Origin of the sequence: Salinispora fenicalii, from assembly GCF_000514815.1 — a bacterium.
In the GTDB taxonomy this organism is placed as follows: Bacteria; Actinomycetota; Actinomycetes; order Mycobacteriales; family Micromonosporaceae; genus Micromonospora; species Micromonospora fenicalii.
The window spans coordinates 95,909-115,686 of record NZ_AZWQ01000024.1 but is presented as its reverse complement, the minus strand read 5'-3'; the positions used below and the strand labels follow the sequence as shown (position 1 = coordinate 115,686).

Annotated in this window: 20 protein-coding genes; 10 read left to right on the top strand and 10 right to left on the bottom strand. The window is 68.2% G+C overall.

Features of this window, described 5'->3' with window-relative positions:
- Positions 1 to 85: 85 nt before the first annotated feature.
- Positions 86 to 319, top strand: coding sequence for a hypothetical protein (locus B116_RS0113755; protein ID WP_027660412.1), 234 nt, complete (start codon positions 86 to 88; stop codon positions 317 to 319).
- Between the two features lie 55 nt (positions 320 to 374).
- Here B116_RS0113755 and B116_RS0113750 read toward each other — a convergent pair whose 3' ends face one another.
- The gene (locus B116_RS0113750; RefSeq protein ID WP_027660411.1) at positions 375 to 968 is read right to left on the bottom strand and encodes a TetR/AcrR family transcriptional regulator; all 594 of its coding nucleotides are present in this window, start codon (positions 966 to 968) and stop codon (positions 375 to 377) included.
- A 125-nt stretch (positions 969 to 1,093) separates the two neighbouring features.
- On the opposite strand from B116_RS0113750, the gene B116_RS0113745 reads away from it, so the two are divergent.
- On the top strand, positions 1,094 to 1,954 hold the full coding sequence (locus B116_RS0113745) for an SDR family NAD(P)-dependent oxidoreductase (protein ID WP_018723310.1): 861 nt from the start codon (positions 1,094 to 1,096) through the stop codon (positions 1,952 to 1,954).
- 27 nt (positions 1,955 to 1,981) lie between these two features.
- Here the strand turns inward: B116_RS0113745 and B116_RS0113740 are convergent, their stop codons facing one another.
- From B116_RS0113740 to B116_RS0113730, 3 genes are all read right to left on the bottom strand, one after another.
- Positions 1,982 to 2,701 (bottom strand): PP2C family protein-serine/threonine phosphatase, encoded by a 720-nt coding sequence (locus B116_RS0113740; RefSeq protein WP_027660410.1) that lies wholly within the window; start codon positions 2,699 to 2,701, stop codon positions 1,982 to 1,984.
- Positions 2,698 to 3,270, bottom strand: coding sequence for a UTRA domain-containing protein (locus B116_RS0113735; protein ID WP_027660409.1), 573 nt, complete (start codon positions 3,268 to 3,270; stop codon positions 2,698 to 2,700). The genes B116_RS0113740 and B116_RS0113735 overlap by 4 nt, the downstream gene beginning before the upstream one ends.
- Before the next feature lie 116 nt (positions 3,271 to 3,386).
- The gene (locus tag B116_RS0113730; protein WP_027660408.1) at positions 3,387 to 4,547 is read right to left on the bottom strand and encodes a pyridoxal phosphate-dependent aminotransferase; all 1,161 of its coding nucleotides are present in this window, start codon (positions 4,545 to 4,547) and stop codon (positions 3,387 to 3,389) included.
- A 66-nt stretch (positions 4,548 to 4,613) separates the two neighbouring features.
- Between B116_RS0113730 and B116_RS0113725 the strand changes: the two genes are divergently transcribed.
- Both B116_RS0113725 and B116_RS0113720 read left to right on the top strand, forming a co-directional pair.
- Positions 4,614 to 5,159, top strand: coding sequence for a helix-turn-helix domain-containing protein (locus B116_RS0113725; RefSeq protein WP_018723314.1), 546 nt, complete (start codon positions 4,614 to 4,616; stop codon positions 5,157 to 5,159).
- Positions 5,160 to 5,568: 409 nt separating this feature from the next.
- Positions 5,569 to 6,207 (top strand): MIP/aquaporin family protein, encoded by a 639-nt coding sequence (locus B116_RS0113720; RefSeq protein ID WP_027660407.1) that lies wholly within the window; start codon positions 5,569 to 5,571, stop codon positions 6,205 to 6,207.
- 44 nt (positions 6,208 to 6,251) lie between these two features.
- Here B116_RS0113720 and B116_RS0113715 read toward each other — a convergent pair whose 3' ends face one another.
- The 3 genes from B116_RS0113715 to B116_RS0113705 form a co-directional block, all read right to left on the bottom strand.
- Positions 6,252 to 7,244 carry a tyrosine-type recombinase/integrase gene (locus B116_RS0113715; RefSeq protein WP_027660406.1) on the bottom strand — a complete coding sequence of 331 codons (993 nt, stop codon included), beginning with the start codon at positions 7,242 to 7,244 and terminating at the stop codon, positions 6,252 to 6,254.
- 474 nt (positions 7,245 to 7,718) lie between these two features.
- Positions 7,719 to 10,112, bottom strand: coding sequence for an ATP-binding cassette domain-containing protein (locus tag B116_RS0113710; RefSeq protein WP_027660405.1), 2,394 nt, complete (start codon positions 10,110 to 10,112; stop codon positions 7,719 to 7,721).
- A gap of 80 nt (positions 10,113 to 10,192) precedes the next feature.
- Complete coding sequence (locus B116_RS0113705) at positions 10,193 to 10,921, bottom strand: SDR family oxidoreductase (RefSeq protein WP_027660404.1); 729 nt, start codon at positions 10,919 to 10,921, stop codon at positions 10,193 to 10,195.
- Between the two features lie 129 nt (positions 10,922 to 11,050).
- Between B116_RS0113705 and B116_RS0113700 the strand changes: the two genes are divergently transcribed.
- On the top strand, positions 11,051 to 11,743 hold the full coding sequence (locus tag B116_RS0113700; protein ID WP_027660403.1) for a hypothetical protein: 693 nt from the start codon (positions 11,051 to 11,053) through the stop codon (positions 11,741 to 11,743).
- A 75-nt stretch (positions 11,744 to 11,818) separates the two neighbouring features.
- Here B116_RS0113700 and cydB read toward each other — a convergent pair whose 3' ends face one another.
- Positions 11,819 to 12,817 (bottom strand): cytochrome d ubiquinol oxidase subunit II, encoded by a 999-nt coding sequence (cydB, locus tag B116_RS0113695; protein WP_027660402.1) that lies wholly within the window; start codon positions 12,815 to 12,817, stop codon positions 11,819 to 11,821.
- A 16-nt stretch (positions 12,818 to 12,833) separates the two neighbouring features.
- Entirely contained in the window at positions 12,834 to 14,246 is a 1,413-nt protein-coding gene (locus tag B116_RS0113690; protein WP_018723321.1) for a cytochrome ubiquinol oxidase subunit I, read from the bottom strand.
- A gap of 171 nt (positions 14,247 to 14,417) precedes the next feature.
- On the opposite strand from B116_RS0113690, the gene B116_RS0113685 reads away from it, so the two are divergent.
- The 4 genes from B116_RS0113685 (at position 14,418) to B116_RS0113670 (ending at position 18,187) form a co-directional block, all read left to right on the top strand.
- Positions 14,418 to 15,185 (top strand): lysophospholipid acyltransferase family protein, encoded by a 768-nt coding sequence (locus B116_RS0113685; RefSeq protein ID WP_027660401.1) that lies wholly within the window; start codon positions 14,418 to 14,420, stop codon positions 15,183 to 15,185.
- Positions 15,186 to 15,249: 64 nt separating this feature from the next.
- A complete protein-coding gene (locus B116_RS0113680; RefSeq protein WP_027660400.1) occupies positions 15,250 to 16,020 on the top strand; it encodes a glycerophosphodiester phosphodiesterase in 771 nt (256 codons plus the stop codon).
- A 19-nt stretch (positions 16,021 to 16,039) separates the two neighbouring features.
- Complete coding sequence (locus B116_RS0113675; RefSeq protein WP_018723324.1) at positions 16,040 to 17,434, top strand: MFS transporter; 1,395 nt, start codon at positions 16,040 to 16,042, stop codon at positions 17,432 to 17,434.
- Between the two features lie 54 nt (positions 17,435 to 17,488).
- Entirely contained in the window at positions 17,489 to 18,187 is a 699-nt protein-coding gene (locus B116_RS0113670) for a thymidine kinase (protein ID WP_026321912.1), read from the top strand.
- 27 nt (positions 18,188 to 18,214) lie between these two features.
- Here the strand turns inward: B116_RS0113670 and B116_RS0113665 are convergent, their stop codons facing one another.
- Positions 18,215 to 18,673 carry an Rv0361 family membrane protein gene (locus B116_RS0113665; protein ID WP_018723326.1) on the bottom strand — a complete coding sequence of 153 codons (459 nt, stop codon included), beginning with the start codon at positions 18,671 to 18,673 and terminating at the stop codon, positions 18,215 to 18,217.
- 82 nt (positions 18,674 to 18,755) lie between these two features.
- On the opposite strand from B116_RS0113665, the gene B116_RS0113660 reads away from it, so the two are divergent.
- Positions 18,756 to 19,760, top strand: a complete 1,005-nt coding sequence (locus B116_RS0113660; RefSeq protein WP_027660399.1) for a Gfo/Idh/MocA family oxidoreductase — start codon at positions 18,756 to 18,758, stop codon at positions 19,758 to 19,760.
- Positions 19,761 to 19,778 lie beyond the last annotated feature (18 nt).

The window sequence follows — 19,778 nt, the reverse complement described above, 5'->3', positions numbered from 1 at the left end:
GCTCCCGGGTTGAACTGCCGCCGAGGGTGCGACGACCGGTATCCACATCAGCATCACCCGGCTTCGATTCGCCGACTTTTGCCGCGTGTACGGGCCGCAGGTCGGCGCCGAGGTCATCGACGTCGTTCCGGAGCGGCTGCAGGCGCTCATCGACTTCATGCGCGATCAGGCCAGCCGGGGCAACGAGGCGTTCCAGCAGCGCATCGCGGACGGGCACACCGACCTTTACGAGGCGGACATCAGCTACGTGCGCGCCAACCGCGACACCCTGCGTGCCGGGTTCAACGTGGACTGGGCGGGTACCGGCGCTCGTTGGTGATCTCGAGTGTCAAGCTGCGGTCCGCAGCATCGGGCCGGCGTGGAGTCAGGTCGTTTCATGGGCGGGGGTGAAGGCCGTTGAGGGCGGCGGTGACGACGCTGTCGGCGTACTCGATGGTGAGGGGGCCGCTCCGTTGTAGCCAGCGGTTGAGTACCGGCCCCCAGATGATGTCCACCGCCACGTCGAGATCGAGGTCCGCGGCGAGTTGGCCGGCCTGCTGGGCGCTGCGCAGCCGGTGTCGTTTGGCGTGCCGCATCGGCTTGTCCAGACGTTCGGCATAGGCGGCGGCCAGTTCGGGATCGTGCGTGATCTCGGTGGCCAGCGCGCGCAGTGGCTGGTCGTAGCGCGGGTCGTTGAGCTCCGTGACAGTGGCGCGCAAGACCGCGGTTAGGTCTGCCTGCAGATCGCCGGTGTCAGGAAGGAGTACCGGCTCACCCGCACCGCCCTCGTTGAGCATGAGGAATGCGTCGAAGATGACGACGCCCTTGGAGGGCCACCAGCGATAGATGGTCTGCTTTCCCACTCCGGCGCGCACGGCTATGCCCTCGATGGTGAGTTTGGCGTAACCGACCTCCTGTAGTAGGTCGAACGCGGCCGTGAGAATGGCCCGCCGGGAGCTTTCCCGCCGACGGCTGGGGTTGGGTGCCATCCCGACATCATAGCGAACGAGACGAATCGTCTCGTCTTGTGAGAGGGGAGTCAGCGGGCGTAAGCTCACTAGCCGAGACGTTGCGTCTCGTCTTGCAGGTCATCCGCTGAAGATAGGAGAACTCCATGCGCGACCCGTCCGACACCGCTGCCCGCACCTGGTTCATCACCGGCGCCAGTCGCGGCCTGGGCCGCGCCTTCACCACTGCCGCGCTCGAACGAGGGGACCGGGTGGTCGCCGCCGCCCGGACCATCGCCGCCGAAGACTTCGATGAGCGTCACACTGAACGGCTGCTGGTGCTGCCGCTTGACCTGACCGACCGTACGGCGGTCTTCGCCGCCGTAGCCACCGCGATCGAACACTTTGGGCGCCTCGACATCGTCGTCAACAACGCCGGCACCCTGTCCCTGGGCATGATCGAGGAATTCACCGAGCAGCAGGCGCGGGCCCAATTCGACGTGAACCTCTTCGGCGCTCTCTGGGTCTCCCAGGCTGTCCTGCCACAGCTACGCACCCAACGGGCCGGCCACATCGTGCAGATCTCCAGCATCGCCGCCCTAGGCGGCTTCCCCAGCACCGGTCTGTACAGCGCAAGCAAATTCGCGCTCGAAGGCATGACCGAAGCCCTTGCGCTGGAGGCGGCTGCCTTCAACATCAAAGTCAGCATCGTGCAGCCCGGCGGCTACTGGACCAACCTCTACCAGGACATGACCACCACCACGTCGGTGGACGCCTACGATCCGCTCCGCGCCCAGGTGCAGGCGCAGTGGGCGCACGGGTCGGTCGACAGTGAGCCCCGCCTCGCCGCCGAAGCCCTGCTCACGCTCGTCGACAGCGACGAGCCACCGCTGCGGCTGTTGCTCGGCAGCACGGTCTACGATCTGGCCTTCGACCTCTCCCAGCGTCGGATGGACATCTGGGCCAGTTGGGAACAGGTCAGCCGGGCCGCCGAGCACGCCGTCCCAGCACCCGAAAGCGATCGATAGCAACCTTCCACACCTGCCCCGGCGCGGCTAGCTGTCGTCCCCGACGTGCAGGACGATCGCCGACACGTCGGGGCCCCCGCGCGTGAGCGCGGAAGCAATCAACCGGTCCACCGCCTGCCGCGCAGTTGCTGCGGCCGCCAAAGTCGCATGCAGGTGCTCAGGCGACACGTAGGAGCTGAGCCCGTCCGAACAGAGCAGGATCCGATCGCCGGAAGTCAGCGCCAACACGGTGATGTCCGGTGACCGGCCATCCGGGTGGCCGTCCAGGAAGCGCGTCAGCTTGTCCGAAAGGTGGGGCACCTCGGCGGCGCCGGCGACCAGGTTCCGGTACAGGTGATCCTCGGTGATCTGGATGGTGTGCCCCCGCTGTGGGCCTGCTGCCGGCAGGAGATAGGCCCGAGAGTCACCGACATTGGCCAGGGCGACCGCCGTACCGGCGCTGAGCAGCGCGACCAGGGTGGTACCCATACCCGCCAGGCTCGGTTCGGCGGCAACCCGATGCCGCACCGCGTTGTTCGCCGCCTGCACCGCCTCTCCCAGCACCACCGGCAGCGCACCTGGGTCCACCTCCCGGTCGTATCGCCGCACTGCCTCGATCACAGTGGCGCTGGCCACATCGCCGGCACCATGGTTGCCGAGACCATCGGCGACCGCGAACAGACACCGCCCCACGTGAATGGCGTCCTCGTTGCGTCGTCGACCGAGCCCCACGTGACAGCTCCCCGCAACATCGATGCGCAGACTCACCGTTCCGGGTCATCCTCCGCGCGCACGTTGACCACTTCAGGCCATGGCTCCCGCGCCGACTCATCACGATGCAGGAGGTGGATGGTCTCGACCCGGTCACCGGCGACAACGCACTCGGTCACCTCGACCGGCTCACCGTCGCCGCCAGAAACACCCACCCGAATGATCTCCACCACCGGAAGGCTCACCGCGACCTCCAACAGGGCGGCCTCCCGCGTACTGGGCATCCGCGCGCGGTGGATCTCCATCCAGGTGATCGGCCAGTGACCTCCGGCCTCCAGCCGGTGTTGCCAACCGTCCGAACCGGCGGCAGGGGAGTCCAGCCCGAGCACGGCGGCTGCCCGCGGATGGAGCCAGGAGGTTGTGACCTGGAAGGGCGGCTCCGCCTCGGGCCCGCTGACCCGGAGCCGGCGCATCACCCGAGTACCGGGCTCAACCTTGAGCAGCTCGGCGATACGCGAATCGGTGAGGGGTGCAACAGCCACCACCGGCGCGATGTGCTCCCGCCACACCTCCTGAGGGGTAGCCGGCGGGAAGGAGTAGCCGGTGGCGGCGGCGTTCCGCTTCACCAGATCCCCCCGGGGCCGGCGTGGGCGGGCCGTTCCATACCGCACAATGACCCCCGAACCTAGCCGCCCCCTACTTCTTCTACACCCAGCAGCCGGCCGAGGTGACCGAACGCGGATTATCCGATGGCCTGACGGAAGCGGTCAGCCAGGCTGGCAAGCCGGTCGACCGGTTCGTTGGCGAACACGATCCGCAGGTAGCGCGCGCCGCTGGGGCCCCAGCCGTCCATCGCCGTGGCCGCCACCTTCGCCCGGTCGAACAAGAGCCCCGCCAGCGCGGCAGGCGTCAACCCCAGGGGCCGGGTATCCACGAGCAGCGACCAGCCCCCGTGTGGCCGAACGACCGGATAGTCCGAAAGCTGCTGCAGGACCATGTCGCCGCGCTGCTGCCATTGTTGGGTGGCGGCGGTGACATCGGCCTCGGCGTCGGGCGCGTCGAGCGCGGCGGCCACCGCCCCCTGCGCCAGCCCAACCTGGCAGACCACATTGGTCAGGCCGACAAGCTTGATGTCGGCGAGAATCGCGGCCGGGGCCACCACCCACCCGACCCGCCAGCCGATCAGCCGCAGTTCCTTCGATGCCGAACCAACGGTGATGGTGCGCCCGGCGAGGCCAGCATGAGCTGCTGGATGGCTGGGAGGAAGGCCGTCGAAACGGATCCGCTCCATGGCCGCGTCGTAGATCAGCCAGGCATTGTGCCGCGCGCAGGCAGCAGCCAACGCGGACCAGTGCTCGGCGTTCAGGACCAGCCCGGAGGGCATGGCCGGACCCATCATCAGCACCGCGGCGGTGTTGGGTCCCACCGCGCTGGCGAGGTGTTCCGGATCCACCACCCAGCCGGCCGGCGTGGGCTTGGCGGGCACGAAGCACGGCACCCCACCGGCGAGCCGGACCCGATTGACCAGGCCGGCGTAGATGGGGTCAACCAACACCACCTCCTGACCCGGCTCCACGGTCGCCAGCAAGGTGTTCAGGATGCCGTTCAGTCCACCGGCCACGCTGACGCACTCGGTGTCAGGGTCGTACCGTCGGCCAGCGATGCGCGACACGTGAGCTGCGGCGGCCGCGCGCAGGGAGCGCTGCCCCTGGAATGGTAGATAGCTGTTGGCCGCGTCGTCGTCGATCGCGGCCCGGGTCGCGGCGACCGCCACGGCCGGTGGCTTCAGGTCGGTGTCCAGATTCTCCAGCCGAAGAAAGTCCGGGTCGGCTACCGCGTCCGCGGCGTCGCCGACCAGGTCAACGCCGATGCCTGGGATGTCGCGTAGGCGGCTGACGGTCATGTGACACTCCTCAACGTCCCACTCCGTTCGTTTCGCTGGAACGAACGTAGCACTAAAGTGGTACGCATGGATCTGGCGCGTACGGTCGGCTCGAATGTGCACCGGCTGCGAAACACTGCTGGCATGTCCCTGGCCGACCTGGCCGCAGCCGGCGACCTCAGCAAAACCACCCTGCACAGCATCGAGCAGGGACACGGCAATCCCACCCTCAGCACCATGTGGGCCCTGGCCACAGCACTGCGGGTGTCGCTCGGCGAACTACTGGAGACGCCCACCCCCAACACCGACGTCGTACGCGCCGACGACCAACAGCCCCGCATCAGTGGGGACGCGGTCAGCGCCCGCCTACTCCACCGCATCCACCTGCGCGGCACCGTGGAGGTCTACGACATCGACGTGGCCCAGACCACCCAGCACTCGCCCGCCCACCTGCCCGGCGTGCAGGAGTGCCTCATCCTCACCCACGGAAGCGTCACCACCGGCCCTGCCGACGCCACCGCCACCCTGGCCGAACGCGACTCCATCCGGTTCGACGCCAACCGCCCACACCAGTACCAGGGCCATGGACAGCGCAACCGGGCGGTCCTACTCATGTTGCACCCCGAACCCTGACGGTCGCCACGTTCTCTGATCTCCGCCAGAAGGTACGTGGATCGACGGCGGGATCCTGCTAAATCTATGCAGTCCCTGCTAAAACGCATCCACTTCGGTCTTCACCGCGATGACCATCACCAGCCTCGGCCTCGCCGTGATGGTGCCCAGCCGGCCTACACCACCTACGCTGCCCGAGTCGGACGCTTCCTCCCTGGCATCGGCCGCAGCACCAAAGCTAGATCAACCCCTTAGCGAGGTATCGCTCACAAGGCACCATGGCCATTGCCTTCGGGGCAGACCGTCGGGAACCCGTCGGCGATCATCGCGCCAACACCCAACGATGTCTCTCAATCATGACACTACTTCGTAAGATTTGCATTAATCAATACATGTAGTGTCGGCGAGGGGATCGACAAGGGAGGCGGCAATGCGTCGGTACGCGACCGAATTCATCGGAACATACTTCCTGCTCCTGACGATCGGCCTGGCCGTCACCACGATGAACGCCCTGGCGCCAGTGGCAATAGGCGGAATTCTCATGGTCATGATTTACGCCGGCGGGCATATCTCCGGGGCCCACTTCAACCCCGCCGTAACACTGGCTGTTCTCATCCGTGGCCGCATCAAGAGAGCCGACGCCGGAGGGTACATCCTGGCTCAACTCCTCGGCGGCCTAACCGGCGCGGTGACCAGCCAACTCATCCTCGACAACGCAAAGCCGACAGCGCTGTCACCGGCAGGGCGCGAGATCTGGATGGCACTGGCGGTAGAAGCCCTCTTCACCTTCGCCCTCGCCTACGTGGTGCTCAACGTCGCCACCAGCCGCAGCCACCCGGACAACTCCTTCTACGGCCTGGCAATCGGGGGCACCGTCCTGGTAGGGGTGGTCACGGTCGGTGGAATCTCCGGCGCAGCATTCAACCCGGCAGTCGCCTTCGGCGGCGCCGCCATCGGCCTCTTCGCCTGGTCAGCAATCTGGATCCACCTACTCGCCCAAGCCGTCGGCGCGACGCTCGCGGCGATGACCTTCCTCACCCTCAACGAGGAAGACCGCAAGCCCGTCTGACACCGGCGCGGCTGGCCCCTTCGCACCACGGGCCAGCCGCCGCCTCACGTCGACAACAACTCCGCCAGCACCCGATGGGTGCGATTCGCACGCACCGCCGCCCGCTGCTGACCCGCCGTCACCTCAATGTATGCCTGCGAAGACGCCAGCGACACATGCCCCAGTAGCCGCATGATCTCCGCCGCGCTCGCACCATCCTCAGCCAGCCGCGTCGCGAACGTGTGCCGCAGCGCGTGCAGCCGCGCCCCCTGCGGCACCCGGTCGCCAATTCCCGCCCGCCGAAAGCAGGAGTCCACCAGATACTGCAACCCACCCCGGCGCAGCGGACCCCCGCGCCGATCCAACAGCAACGGCGCGTCCGGACGCACACTGCGGGAACCAAACCGGCGACGGCAACTATCCAGATAGTCCGCCAGCACCTGGTCCAACTCCGGCTCCACCGGCACCACCCGTGGCCGCCCACCCTTACCGGCCACATCAAGCCGCCGCTCGCCGACCCGCCCCGCCAGGGACGCCACCCGAAGTGCCAGCATCTCGGCCATCCGCAACCCGCCACACAACGCCAGCGCCAACACCGCTAGGTCCCGCTGCGGCCAGGGGTCTCGCTGCCGGCCGTTGACCTGGGTTACGGCCGTCAACAACTGCTCAGGAGTGTCCGCTCCGCGCAGTGGTTTGGGCCGGGGTAGGGGCGCGCGAGGACGTCCCACCGCTGGCATCGGGTTACCAGCGACGACTCCGTCCGCCACCAGGAACACGAAGAAGCTGTTCCAGGTGGACCAGGCACGATGCACCGACGCGGCGGAGCGGGTGGCGGCAAAGTGGGCGAACGCCGACCGCAGCGTGCGGGAGTGGAGCGCCGTCAACGGCAGGTCGTCCAAGGGGAGGGGAGGGGTGTGTGTGTCGGCGGCGATGCTCGCCACCGTACGCAGGTCCCGCCGGTACGCCGCCACGGTGTGCGGAGAGGGTTTGCGGGTTGCGCGATCAGTCAGGAACTCCTCGATCAGCCGTACTACCGGTTCACCCGACCTATGCTGCATAAGGAACATTATGCATGAAACTCGCGTTTTGGACAGGGGGGTGATACTGAGGACGCCCTGACGGGGGTGGGAGCGCCGGGCTCGCCGGCAATGCGAGGGTCGCGCGGGGCGATAGAAGTGCCGGGCCGTACGCGACGGCGGGAGTGTTCTGTGCGGGCGGGGGCCGCCATGCGGTGGCTGCCCGGACCATGGTGGAGCTCCAGCCCAAGATCGTGATGCTGCCCTGCGGGGTGAAACCCGAGGAGCCGAACAACCACACGCATCCGGGCCGAGCTCGACCGGGGCGCGCATTCTGGCGGGTCGAGCTCGATCTAGGCGCGTGCCTGGCGGGGAGGCCCCCGATCGTCAGAGGGGAGCTGTCAAGCCGTCTTACTTGACATAATGTGCATTATCGAATGTTGGCCGGCACTCAGGTCGGAGTCACCACGCAGGGCGCGGCGACTCCGGGGTAACGCCCCGAGCGCCGGCGCGCGCTCATGGGCTGACGTAGGCGGCGAGGTGCTCGCCGGTGCGGGTGCTCCGACTGGCGACCAGGTCGGCCGGCGTACCGTTGAAGACGATCTGGCCGCCGTCGTGACCGGCTCCGGGCCCGAGGTCGATGATCCAGTCGGCGTGGGCCATCACCGCCTGGTGATGCTCGATGACGATGACTGACCGGCCGGCGTCAACCAGCCGGTCGAGCAGTCCGAGGAGCTGTTCGACGTCGGCGAGGTGTAGCCCAGAGGTTGGCTCGTCCAGGATGTAGATCTCGCCCTTGTCGCCCATCTGGGTGGCGAGCTTCAACCGCTGGCGTTCGCCACCGGAGAGTGTGGTGAGAGGCTGGCCGAGGCTGAGATAGCCGAGCCCGACATCAGCAAGTCGATCAAGTATTCGGTGCGCGGCCGGGGTGCGTGCCTCGCCCGCGCCGAAGAACTCTCGGGCCTCGGCGACCGGCATCGCGAGCACTTCGGCGATGTTGCGGCCGCCGAGTGAGTACGCCAGCACCGAGGTCTGGAAGCGTTTGCCCTGGCACTCCTCGCAGGTGGACTCGACGGAGGCCATGACGCCCAGTTCGGTGTAGATGCTGCCGGCGCCGTTGCACGTGGGGCAGGCGCCCTCGGAGTTGGCGCTGAACAGGGCCGGTTTGACGCCGTTGGCTTTGGCGAACGCTTTACGGATCGGGTCGAGTAGGCCGGTGTAGGTGGCCGGGTTGCTTCGTCGGGAGCCGCGGATGGCACCCTGGTCGACCATGATCACGCCGTCGCGGCCGGCGACGGATCCGTGGATTAGTGAACTCTTGCCGGAGCCGGCGACGCCGGTGAGGACGCAGAGCACGCCGAGTGGGAGGTCAACGTCGACGTTGCGGAGGTTGTGCGTTGTCGCGCCACGGATCGGCAGGGTGCCGTTGGGTGTGCGTACCGATGGCTTCAGGGTGGCGCGGTCGTCGAGGTGCCGGCCGGTGGTGGTGACGCTGTGGCGTAGGCCGTCCAGGGTGCCTTCGAAGCAGACGGTGCCGCCGGCGGCGCCAGCACCGGGTCCGAGGTCGACGATGTGGTCGGCGATGGCGATGGTCTCGGGTTTGTGTTCGACGACGAGGACGGTGTTGCCCTTGTCCCGTAGGCGTAGCAGCAGGTCGTTCATGCGACGGATGTCGTGTGGGTGCAGGCCGATGGTGGGCTCGTCGAAGACGTAGGTGATGTCGGTGAGTGCGGAGCCGAGGTGGCGGATCATTTTGGTGCGTTGGGCCTCTCCCCCGGACAGGGTTCCGGTGGGCCGGTCGAGGGAGAGGTAGCCGAGGCCGATCTCGGTGAAGGAGTCGAGGAGGTGGCGTACTCCGGTCAGGAGTGGGGCCACAGTCGGTTCGTCGAGGTCTCGCAGCCAGCTGGCCAGGTCGCTGATCTGCATGCGGCACAGGTCGGCGATGCTCTTGCCGTTGATTGTGGAGGAGCGCGCTTCGATGCCCAGTCGGGTGCCGTCGCACTCGGGGCAGGTGGTGAAGGTGATGGCGCGCTGCACGAAGGCGCGCAGGTGTGGTTGGAGCGAGTCGACGTCCTTGGAGAGCATGGATTTCTGGATGCTCGGGATCAGGCCGGTGTAGGTCAGGTTGATGCCGTCGATTTTGACTTTGGTGGGTTCCCGGTGGAGTAGGTCGTGTAGCTCCTGCTGGGTGTACTTTCCGATGGGCTTGTCGGGGTCAAAGAAGCCGCAGCCGCGCAGAATGCGTCCGTACCAGCCCTCCATGCTGTAGCCGGGGATGGTCAGTGCGCCTTCGTTGAGGGTGCGGCTGTCGTCGTAGAGCGCGGACAGGTTGAAGTCGGTGACCGCACCCATGCCCTCGCAGCGGGGGCACATGCCGCCGACTCGGGTGAAGGAGACTTTTTCGGCTTTCGTGCGGGCTGCGCCACGCTCGATGGTGACCGCGCCGCTGGCGGTCACTGAGGGCACGTTGAAGGAGTACGCGTTGGGTGAGCCGAGGTGTGGTTGGCCGAGCCGGCTGAACAGGATGCGCAGCATGGCGTTGGCGTCGGTGGCGGTGCCGACGGTGGAGCGTGGGTTGGCGCCCATTCGTTCTTGGTCGACGATGATGGCGGTGGTCAGGCCTTCGAGGAGGTCGACCTCGGGTCGGGACAGGGATGGCATGAACCCCTGCACGAACGCGCTGTAGGTTTCGTTGATCATCCGCTGGGATTCGGCGGCGATGGTGGCGAAGACCAGGGAGCTTTTGCCGGAGCCGGAGACGCCGGTGAAGACCGTGAGTCGGCGTTTGGGTATGTCGACGCTGATGTCTTTGAGGTTGTTTTCGCGTGCGCCGTGTACGCGGATCAGGTCGTGGCTGTCGGCGATGTGCGGCCCGGGTGGCTGGTGTGTCGGGCTGGTGGCCGTGCTCATCGGGTCTCCTGGGTCGGATGTTGCCGGGTTCGGGTTTGGGCGGTGGCTCCGGTTGGCTGTGGGTCGGGTTGCTGGTGGGGTCAGAGGCCGCCGGCGACGCGGAGGATGGTGCCGGTGGTGTAGCTGGCGTCGGGTCCGAGGAGCCAGGCGATGGCGGCGGCGACTTCGTCGGGTTCGCCGGCGCGTCCGAGTGGGATGCGGGCGGCGACCTGGTCGGGTCGATCGGGCTGACCGGAGCGGGTGTGGATGTCGGTGCGGATGATGCCGGGGGCGACGGCGTTGACGCGGATTCCGCGGGGGGCGAGTTCTTTGGCCAGGCCGATGGTGAGGGCGTCGGTGCCGGCTTTGACGGCGGCGTAGTGGACGTATTCGCCGGGTGCGCCGAGGGTGGCGGCGGCGGAGGAGACGTTGACGATGGCGCTACCGGCGGGCATCCTCCGGGCGGCCTGTTGGGCGGTGAGGATGTAGCCGATGAGGTTGACGTCGACGACGTGGCGTAGGTCGGTGGGGTCGAGGTCGACGAAGGGGCCGATGAGGCTGGTGACGCCGGCGTTGTTGACCAGGCCGGTGAGGTCGCCGAGGTCTGCGGCGGCGGCGAACAGGGTGGCGAGTTGGTCGGGGTCACGGGTGTCGGCGGGGACGGCGATGGCGGTGGTTCCGGTGGCGCGTAGCTCGGCGAGGACGGTGTTGGCGGCGGTGTGGTCGCGTTGGTAGGAGAAGGCGATGTGGTGGCCGGCGCGGGCGAGGCGGCGGGCGGTGGCGGCGCCGATTCCGCGGCTGCCACCGGTGATGATGGTGACTGGACTCAACGGGGTCTCTCCTGGTCTGGCGGGGTGTGTGGCGAGGCTACCCCGGGGGTGTGATGGGGTGGCGCATCTTGGTTTGTTGGCGGCTGATATCAAGTACTGCTGTCGGACAGGTGTACGGAAGAGGTCGTGATGTCGGGGCAGGGTTTGTCCACCGAGGAGGTGGCGGGTATCCGGGAGGCGGTTGCCGCGGGCCGGAAGCCGAAGGTGGTGTTTACCGCGTCAGCTGGGCAGATCGCGGGGCAGGTCGGTCAGGTCGTGGCGTTGACTGATCCGGAGGTCTCGGACGAGTTCGTGGTGGTGCGGTTCGGGCGGGACGAGCTGCCCTTCTCCCCCGTTGATGTGGCGGTCGCGCCGCGGGGGGCGGGGCGGAAGGTGCCGCCGGCTGAGGAGCCGGCGGCGGAGCCTGTGGTGGCGCCGGAGCCGGAGTTCGTGCTGGGCACGCCGCCACCTGCGGCGCGGGCGGTCGGGGAGGATGCGTCGGCCCGGCCGGTGGAGTCGGCGAAGCCGGCGCGGCGGGCGGCGAAGCCGGTGAAGGCCGCGAAGGCGAAGGGGCCGGCAGGGCTGACCGTGACGTTGGCGTACGCCGAGGGTGAGTGGACGGTGGCGGCGCAGCAGGGGGCGAAGGTGCTCGCCAAGCCGTATGTGGTGAAGCCGGCGGAGGCGCTTCGGATGGTCGGGCTGGTGGATGTGTCGGGGGTGCAGGAGGCGGTGGAGCAGATCCTCGCTGCGGAGCGGACCCAGGCGGAGCAGCAGGCGGAGCAGCTGCGTTCGGAGTTGGCGGAGGTGGAGGCGCGGCTGGCGGAGCTGCGGGAGGCCGGCTGAGCGTTGACGACGACGGTCGCCCGTTCCCCGGGTTTCCGGGGAACGGGCGACCGTCGTTTGGGGTGTGGGTTGGGGTCAGTGTTGCGGGATGTGGGCTACGCCGATGCGCTTGCGGAAGACCCAGTAGGTCCAGCCCTGGTAGGCCAGCACGATCGGGGTGAAGATTACCGCGACCCAGGTCATGATTTTCAGGGTGTAGGGGGTGGAGGCGGCGTTGGTGGCGGTGAGGGTGCCGGCGGCGTCCAGGGTGGATGGCAGCACGTTTGGGAACAGGGCGGTGAACAGGGTTGCTACGGCTAGGCCGATCGCGGCGGCGGTGCCGATGAAGGCCCAGCCTTCCCGGCGGACGTAGGCGGCGGCGAGGCCGCCGAGCAGGGCCACGGCGGCGGCGACGGCGAGGGCGATGGCGGCCGTGTTGGCGCGGATGGTCAGGCTCCAGGTGAGGAACGCGACGGCGAGTACGGCGGTGGCGACGCCGACGCGGACGGCGAGGGCGGCGGCCCGGTCCCGGATGTCGCCGACGGTTTTGAGGGCGATGAACACGGCGCCGTGGGTGAGGAACAGGGCGGCGGTGGTGGCGCCGCCGAGGAGCGCGTAGGGGTTGAGGAGGTTGAAGAACCCGCCGGCGTATTCGTGGTCGGCGGTGAGGGGTACGCCGCGCAGGATGTTGGCGAATGCGACTCCCCACAGGATGGCGGGGAGTAGGGATCCGACGAAGATGGCGTGGTCCCAGCGGCGTTTCCAAGATGCTTCGGGGCGCTTGTGGCGGTATTCGAAGGCGACGCCGCGGGCGATCAGGGCGAGCAGGATGAGCAGTAGTGGTAGGTAGAAGCCGGAGAAGAGGGTGGCGTACCACTCCGGGAAGGCGGCGAACATGGCGCCGCCGGCGGTGATTAGCCAGACTTCGTTGCCGTCCCAGACCGGGCCGATGGTGTTGATCAGGACGCGGCGTTCGCGGTCGTCGCGGCCGAGGACCGGTAGGAGCATGCCGACGCCGAAGTCGAAGCCTTCGAGGATGAAGTAGCCGGTGAACAGCACGGCGACGAGGAGAAACCAGATGGTGGTGAGTTCCATGTGGGGGCTCCGCAGATCAGTAGGCGAAGGCGAGCGGGCGCTCGGCGTCGTCGGTGTCGTCGGGGTCGGGGTCCGGGGTCAGGTCGGGTACGCCGGCTTTGGCGTACCGGATGAGGAGTTTGCATTCGATGACGGCGAGGGCGGCGTAGATGAGGGTGAAGGCGGTGAATGAGGTGAGGACTTCGGTCATCGACACGCTGCGGGAGACGCCGTCGCGGGTGAACATTTCGCCGAAGACGATCCAGGGTTGGCGGCCCATCTCGGTGAAGATCCAGCCGAAGGAGTTCGCGGCGAGTGGTAGTAGGGGCATGATCAGGCCGGCGCGGAGTAGCCAGCGGCTGGTGGGGGTGCGGCCTTTGCGTTGGCTCCAGAGCACCAGGAGGGCGATAGCGGCGGCGGCCAGCCCGAAGCCGATCATGAGGCGGAAGCTCCAGTAGGTGACCGGGATGATCGGGGTGTAGCTGCCGGCGCCGTACTGGGCGGTGTATTGGGCTTGGAGGTCGTTGATGCCGCTCACGGTGCCGTTGGGGTCACCGGTGCTCAGGTAGGACAGCAGGTAGGGGATTTTCAGGGCGAAGAGTTCGCGGCTGCCGTCGAGGCTGCCGACGGTGAGTACGGAGAATGAGGCGGGGCTCTCCGTTTCGTAGAGGCCTTCGGCGGCGGCCATCTTCATGGGCTGCACCTGGGTCATGATCTTGCCTTGGATGTCGCCGGTGATCATGACGGCGGTGGCGGAGATGAGGGTGACCCAGGATCCGAACTTGGCGGCGAATCGGTAGGCCGGGGTGTCCGTGGAGTCGGGCCTGCGGATCAGGTGCCAGAGGGCGACGGCGACGAGGAGGGAGCCGGCTACGAGGAAGGCGCCGGCGATGGTGTGGGGGAAGGTGATCAGGGCGACTTTGTTGGTCAGGACGGCGACGAAGTCGGTCAGTTCGGCGCGGCCGGTGTCGGGGTTGATCCGGTAGCCGACGGGGTTTTGCATGAACGAGTTCGCGGCGAGGATGAAGTAGGCCGACAGGTTGGTGCCGATGGCGGCGGCCCAGATGGCGGCGAGGTGTAGGCGTTTGGGTAGCCGGTCCCAGCCGAAGATCCAGAGGCCGATGAAGGTGGATTCGAGGAAGAAGGCGACTAGGGCTTCGATGGCTAGGGGGGCGCCGAAGATGTCGCCGACGAAGCGGGAGTAGTCGCTCCAGTTCATGCCGAACTGGAATTCTTGCACGATGCCGGTGACCACGCCCATCGCGAAGTTGATCAGGAAGAGCTTGCCGTAGAACTTGGTGAGTTTGAGGTATTTCTCGTTGCCGGTGCGGTGCCAGAGCGTTTGCAGGATGGCGACCAGGATCGACAGGCCGATGGTTAGTGGAACGAACAGGAAGTGGTAGACGGTGGTGACACCGAACTGCCAACGGGCGACGTCTAACGCGTCCACCTGTGACCCCCAGATCTACGGACTTACTACGAAGCGTAGTAGATACTACAGTCCGTCGTAGGAGAAACCTCAGGGGCGGGGGGCCCGAGGTCCCGGGACCAACGGCCTTGATCATGGGGACAGCATCCCCGCTGGGTGGCCTACGCCTACCCGTGCGATCATGATGCGCTGATGGAGACTGGGCACCCTAAATGGCGAGCGCCGCTGATCTGGCGTACCGCACAACCGCTAGCCCGCGTCGTGGTCGGCGCCCTGGCCCGGCTGGAGGTAGCCGACGAGATTCCGAAGCGCCTGCGCCCCGGCCCCCTGCTGTTGGCCGCCAACCACATCAGCCCGTTCGACCCCATCGTGCTGGCCGCCGCCTGCCACTCGGTGGGGATCGCACCGCGGATCATGGCCACCGGTGGGCTGTTCCGCGCCCCGCTGGTCGGCGCCGCCATGCGGCACGCCGGGCACATCCGGGTCGACCGGGGTGCCAGCACCGCGGCCGGGGCGATGACGGTGGCCGCCGATGCCCTGGCCGGCGGCGCGGTCATCCTGGTCTACCCGGAAGGCCGCATCAGTCTGGACCCGGGGCTGTGGCCCGAGCGGGGCAAGACCGGCGTCGCCCGGCTCGCCCTCAGCTGCGGTGTGCCCGTGATCCCGGTCGCGCAGTGGGGCGCCCATGAGGTGCTCCCCTACCGGGCCCCGAAAGGCCTGGTACGCGCGCTCGCCCGCACCGTCACCCACCGGCGGGTGGTCCGGGTACGCTTCGGCGCCCCGGTCGACCTCGCCGACCTCGCGCCGGATGCACCCGGCGTGGCCCGCCGCGCCACGGACCGGATCGTCGACGCGATCACTGACACGCTGGCCCCGCTTCGGCCCGACGAACCCGACCGACCCCACTACGTTGATCCTGGGCGGCCGGTCGATACCAGCCGCTCCCACCGGCGGCGCTGACACCAGCGACTTTCGGGCTGTCGCCCACTACCTGACGATAGCTTTGGACGGCATACTTCTCGGCGTGCTGACCGGCCCGTGCCCCTACCTCGACACGCCAGCGCCGCTGGCCTTCGCCCACCGGGGTGGCGCCGCCGAGGGCGACGAGAACACGGCTGCGGCATTTGCCCGGGCCGTGGGCCTGGGCTATCGGTACGTCGAGACCGATGTGCATGCCACCGCCGACGGCGTCGCGGTGGTCTTCCACGACCCCACGCTGCACCGGGTCACCGGCTCCCCTGGTCGAATCGCCGAGCTGCGGTGGGCCGACCTGGCGGCGGTGCGCGTCGGTGGGGCGGCCGTCGTGCCCCGCCTGGACGAGGTGCTGCACGCCTGGCCGCAGGTGCGGTTCAACGTAGACGTCAAGGCCAGCTCCGGCATCGAACCGGCGGTGGCGGCCATCGAACGCGCTGACGCCGGCGATCGGGTGCTGTTGGCTTCCTTCAGCGACGCCCGGTTGGCCCGGATGCGGGCGCTGACCCAGGGCCGGATCGCCACCAGTCTCGGTGTGCGAGGCGTGGCGCGACTGCGGATGGCGTCGTTGACCGGGCGGCGGGTGCGGCTGCCGGAGTCGGTGGTCGCCGCGCAGGTGCCGGTGCGGTACGGGCGGCTACGGGTCACCGACCGCCGGTTTCTGGCCTACTGTCACCGCCTCGGGCTGCAGGTGCATGTCTGGACCATTGACGAACCCGCCGAGATGCACGAGTTACTGGACCTCGGGGTGGATGGCATCATGACTGATCACGTGGGCGTGCTGCGCGACGTCTATCGCAGCCGCGGCCACTGGGCCGCCTGAGCCAAGGGTAGATCCGGACATGTCCGCCACCGCCGCCCCCGCCGTTGACGACACTCCCCCCGCCCCGCGCAGCAGCCGCCGGGAACGCACCGGTTGGTACTTTTATGACTGGGCGAACTCGGCGTTTCAAACGACTGTCATTACCGTGTTCCTCGGTCCGTTCCTGACCACGGTTGCGGAGCAGGCGGCCGGCTGTGAGCTCGGCGCGGACAGCTGCGTGGGGTACGTGTACCCGCTGGGGATCAAGGTCGCCGCCGGGTCGTACTACCCGTATCTGATCTCGCTGTCGGTGCTGCTCACCGTCTTCGTGTTGCCGGTTGTCGGGGCGATCGCCGACCGGACGCGGCACAAGAAGCGCCTGCTCGCCGCTGCGGCCTACGTCGGTGCCGGTGCGACTGTCGCGATGGCCTTCGTCACCGGCGAGCGGTACCTGCTCGGCGGGGCGCTGTTCCTGGTCGCCAACATCGCCTTCGGCGCCGCGATTGTGGTCTACAACTCCTTCCTGCCGCAGTTGGGTGGGCCGGACGACCGGGACGGGATCTCGAGTCGGGGGTGGGCGTTGGGCTATCTCGGCGGGGGTCTGTTGCTGGCGCTCAACCTGGCCGTGGTCACCGCGTTCGCCGAGGAGGGCAACCCGCAGCGCACGCTGGACCTGGCCCGCTGGTCGATCGTCTCGGCCGGGGTGTGGTGGGCCGTGTTCACTCTGGTGCCGCTGCGTTGGCTCCGCGAGCATCCCACTGCCGCGGCGTTGGGCGGGGGCGGCAACGTGCTCACCGATGGTTTCCGGCAGCTTGGGCGCACCCTGCGGCAGCTGCGGGCGTATCCGTTGACGCTGTTCTTTCTGCTGGCGTTCCTGGTCTACAACGACGGCATCGCGACGGTTATCACCCTGTCCTCCCAGTACGGTACCGAAGAGCTACGGTTGACGCAGAGCACCCTGATCGTCACCATTCTGTTGGTGCAGTTCCTTGCCTTCGGTGGCGCGTTGCTGCTCGGCGCGCTCGCCCGGCGGATCGGCGCGTGGAAGACCGTCCTGTTGAGCCTGGTGCTGTGGATCGCGGTGGTGATCGCCGCGTTTCGACTGCCCGCCGAGGCGCCGCTGCCGTTCATGGCGCTCGGTGCGGCCATCGGGCTGGTGCTCGGTGGTAGCCAGGCGTTGAGCCGGTCGTTGTTCAGTCAACTCATCCCCACCGGTAAGGAGGGTGAGTACTACGGCTTCTATGAGATCAGTGACCGGGGCACCAGCTGGCTTGGCCCGCTCGCCTTCGGGCTGGTGTTCCAGCTGACCAACTCCTACCGGGTGGGCCTGGTCTCGCTGCTGGTCTTCTTCGTGGTCGGGTTCGTGCTGTTGTTGGCGGTACCGATGCGGCGGGCGATCATCGCCGCGGGGAATCGACCGCCGCGGGTGCTGTGAGCCGGTCGATCGCTGCCGCCGCTGCGGCGGGTTGATGGGTTAGGCTGCCGGACCGTGACTGACCACGCCCCTGCCGATTCGACCTGCCTGTCCCCCGCGCCCGGACCGCCCGTGCGCGCCGGTGGGGACGGCCGTCCGCTGCACGCCGCGGCGCTGCGGTTCTACTGGGGTCCGATGGACTGCGGCAAGTCCACCATGGCGTTGCAGATGAACTACAACCATGCTCGGCAGGGCCGGCGGGGCCTGGTCACGACCCGCATCGATCGGTCGTTGGGCCCGCGGGTGACCACCCGGATCGGGTTGGCGCACAATGCGGTTGAGGTCACTGATGAGCTGGACCTGCGTGCTCTGGTGCGCGGCCGGCGGGCCGAGGGGGGCCGGGTCGACTACCTGATCTGCGACGAGGCCAGTTTCTACCAGGTTGAGCAGGTCGAGCAGCTGGCCGAGTTGGTTGACGACGACGACGTTGACGTCTACGCGTTCGGTCTGGCGAGCGATTTCCGGTCTCGGATGTTCCCGGCCGCGCGGCGGTTGTTTGAGTTGGCGGACTCGGTGGCTCGGATCCAGGTGGAGGTGCTCTGCTGGTGCGGGCGGGAGGGGCTGCTCAACGCCCGTGTGGTCAACGGGCGGGTGGCGCGGGAGGGCGCGCAGGTGGTTGTCGGCGACACGGCCGAGACCGCCCAGGTGCGTTACCAGGTGCTCTGCCGGCGCCACCACCGCGCCGGCGAGTTGGGGCCGGTCGGGTCCGGCTGACCGGATCATCCCCGGGGGGGTGGCGATTCAGTACGGGTCGCCGCAGACCCGCCAGCCGCCGTCCTCGGTGACGATGGAGAGGTCCCGCTGTTCGGTGGTGCCGCTGTCGCGGGTCAACCGTACGGTGACGGTGCCCTGTGGTCGGCCGCGGCGGCTGGTGACCGCGACGTCGACGATCTCGTAGTCCTGGACGGTCGGCGGGGTTCGTACCCAGCTGGTGAAGCCGATCTTGCTCCACCGGCTGCGGGAGTCGGCGCAGAGCTGTTCGTAGGCGCCGGTGGTGTCCCCGGTGGTGAGCTGCCGCAGGAAGCCGTCGGCGGTGAGCCGTACCGGCCCGGCGGCGCGGGTCACGGCCTGTAGGTTCCACGCGGCCAGCCCGGCGACACCCACACAGCAGAGCAGGACCATGGCGCCTGCGACGACCAGGCCGGTGCGGACCGGCCGTCGCGGCTGCGACGGCCGAATCCACGGCGGCTCGGCGTTCACACCCTTCGACGGTAGAGACTTGGCCTTGGGCGATGGTGCGGAATACCGCGACGCACGGCGGAAGTATTCCCATAATCACGGTATGCGTGTTGCCGTTGTCGGGGTGGGTCGGATGGGCGCCATCCACGCCGCGAATCTCCGCCGTCACGCCGATGTCACCTCGTTGATGGTCGCCGACACAGACCGGCAGCGTGCCCTGGAGGTGGCCCGGCGCCTCGATGTCAGCGCGGCGGATTCGGTGGAGGAGGTGTTCTCCTCCGGGACCGACGCGGTCGTCATCGCCGCTTCTACCGCCGCGCACGCCGAGTTGATCCGGCAGGCCGTGCGGGCGGGTTTGCCGGCGTTCTGCGAGAAACCGATCGCGGTGGAGCTGTCCGCGTCGATCCGGACCATGCATGAGGTGCAGGCCGAGGGGATGACGTTGCAGGTTGGCCTCATGCGTCGGTTCGATCCGGGCTATCAGACCGGCCGGGAGCTGGTGCGTTCCGGACAACTCGGCCGGTTGCATACCATTCGTTCTGTGGGCGCGGACCCCGCTCCCCCGCCTGCCGCGTACCTGTCGGCCTCCGGCGGGATCTTCCGGGACGCGCTGATCCACGATTTTGACCTGCTGCGGTGGATCACCGGCCGGGAGGTCGCCGAGGTGTATGCGTGCGGCTCGGACGCCGGCCCGCCGATCTTCGCCGAACTGGGGGAACTCGACACGGCGATGGCGTCGCTGACGATGGACGACGGGACGCTCGCCGCCACCACCGTCACCCGGTGTAACGGGGCCGGCTACGACGTGCGTATGGAGGTGTGCGGGGACACGGACACCATCGCAATCGGGCTGGACTCGCGCACCCCGCTGACCTCCGTCGAGCCGGATACCACGTTCCCGTCGTCGGATCCCATCCGAGGCTTCTTGGAGCGCTTCGCGCCGGCTTTCGAGGCGGAGATCGACGCCTTCCTCCAGGTTGCCCGGGGAGATCTGGAGAACCCGTGTGACGGGCGGGAGGCGGTGGAGGCGCTTCGGGTGGCGGAGGCGTGCCGGCGGTCGCAGCGGGAGCGGCGGCCGGTCCGGATGACGGAGATCGCCGGTCTCTGAGGACGAGCTGCCGGCCGG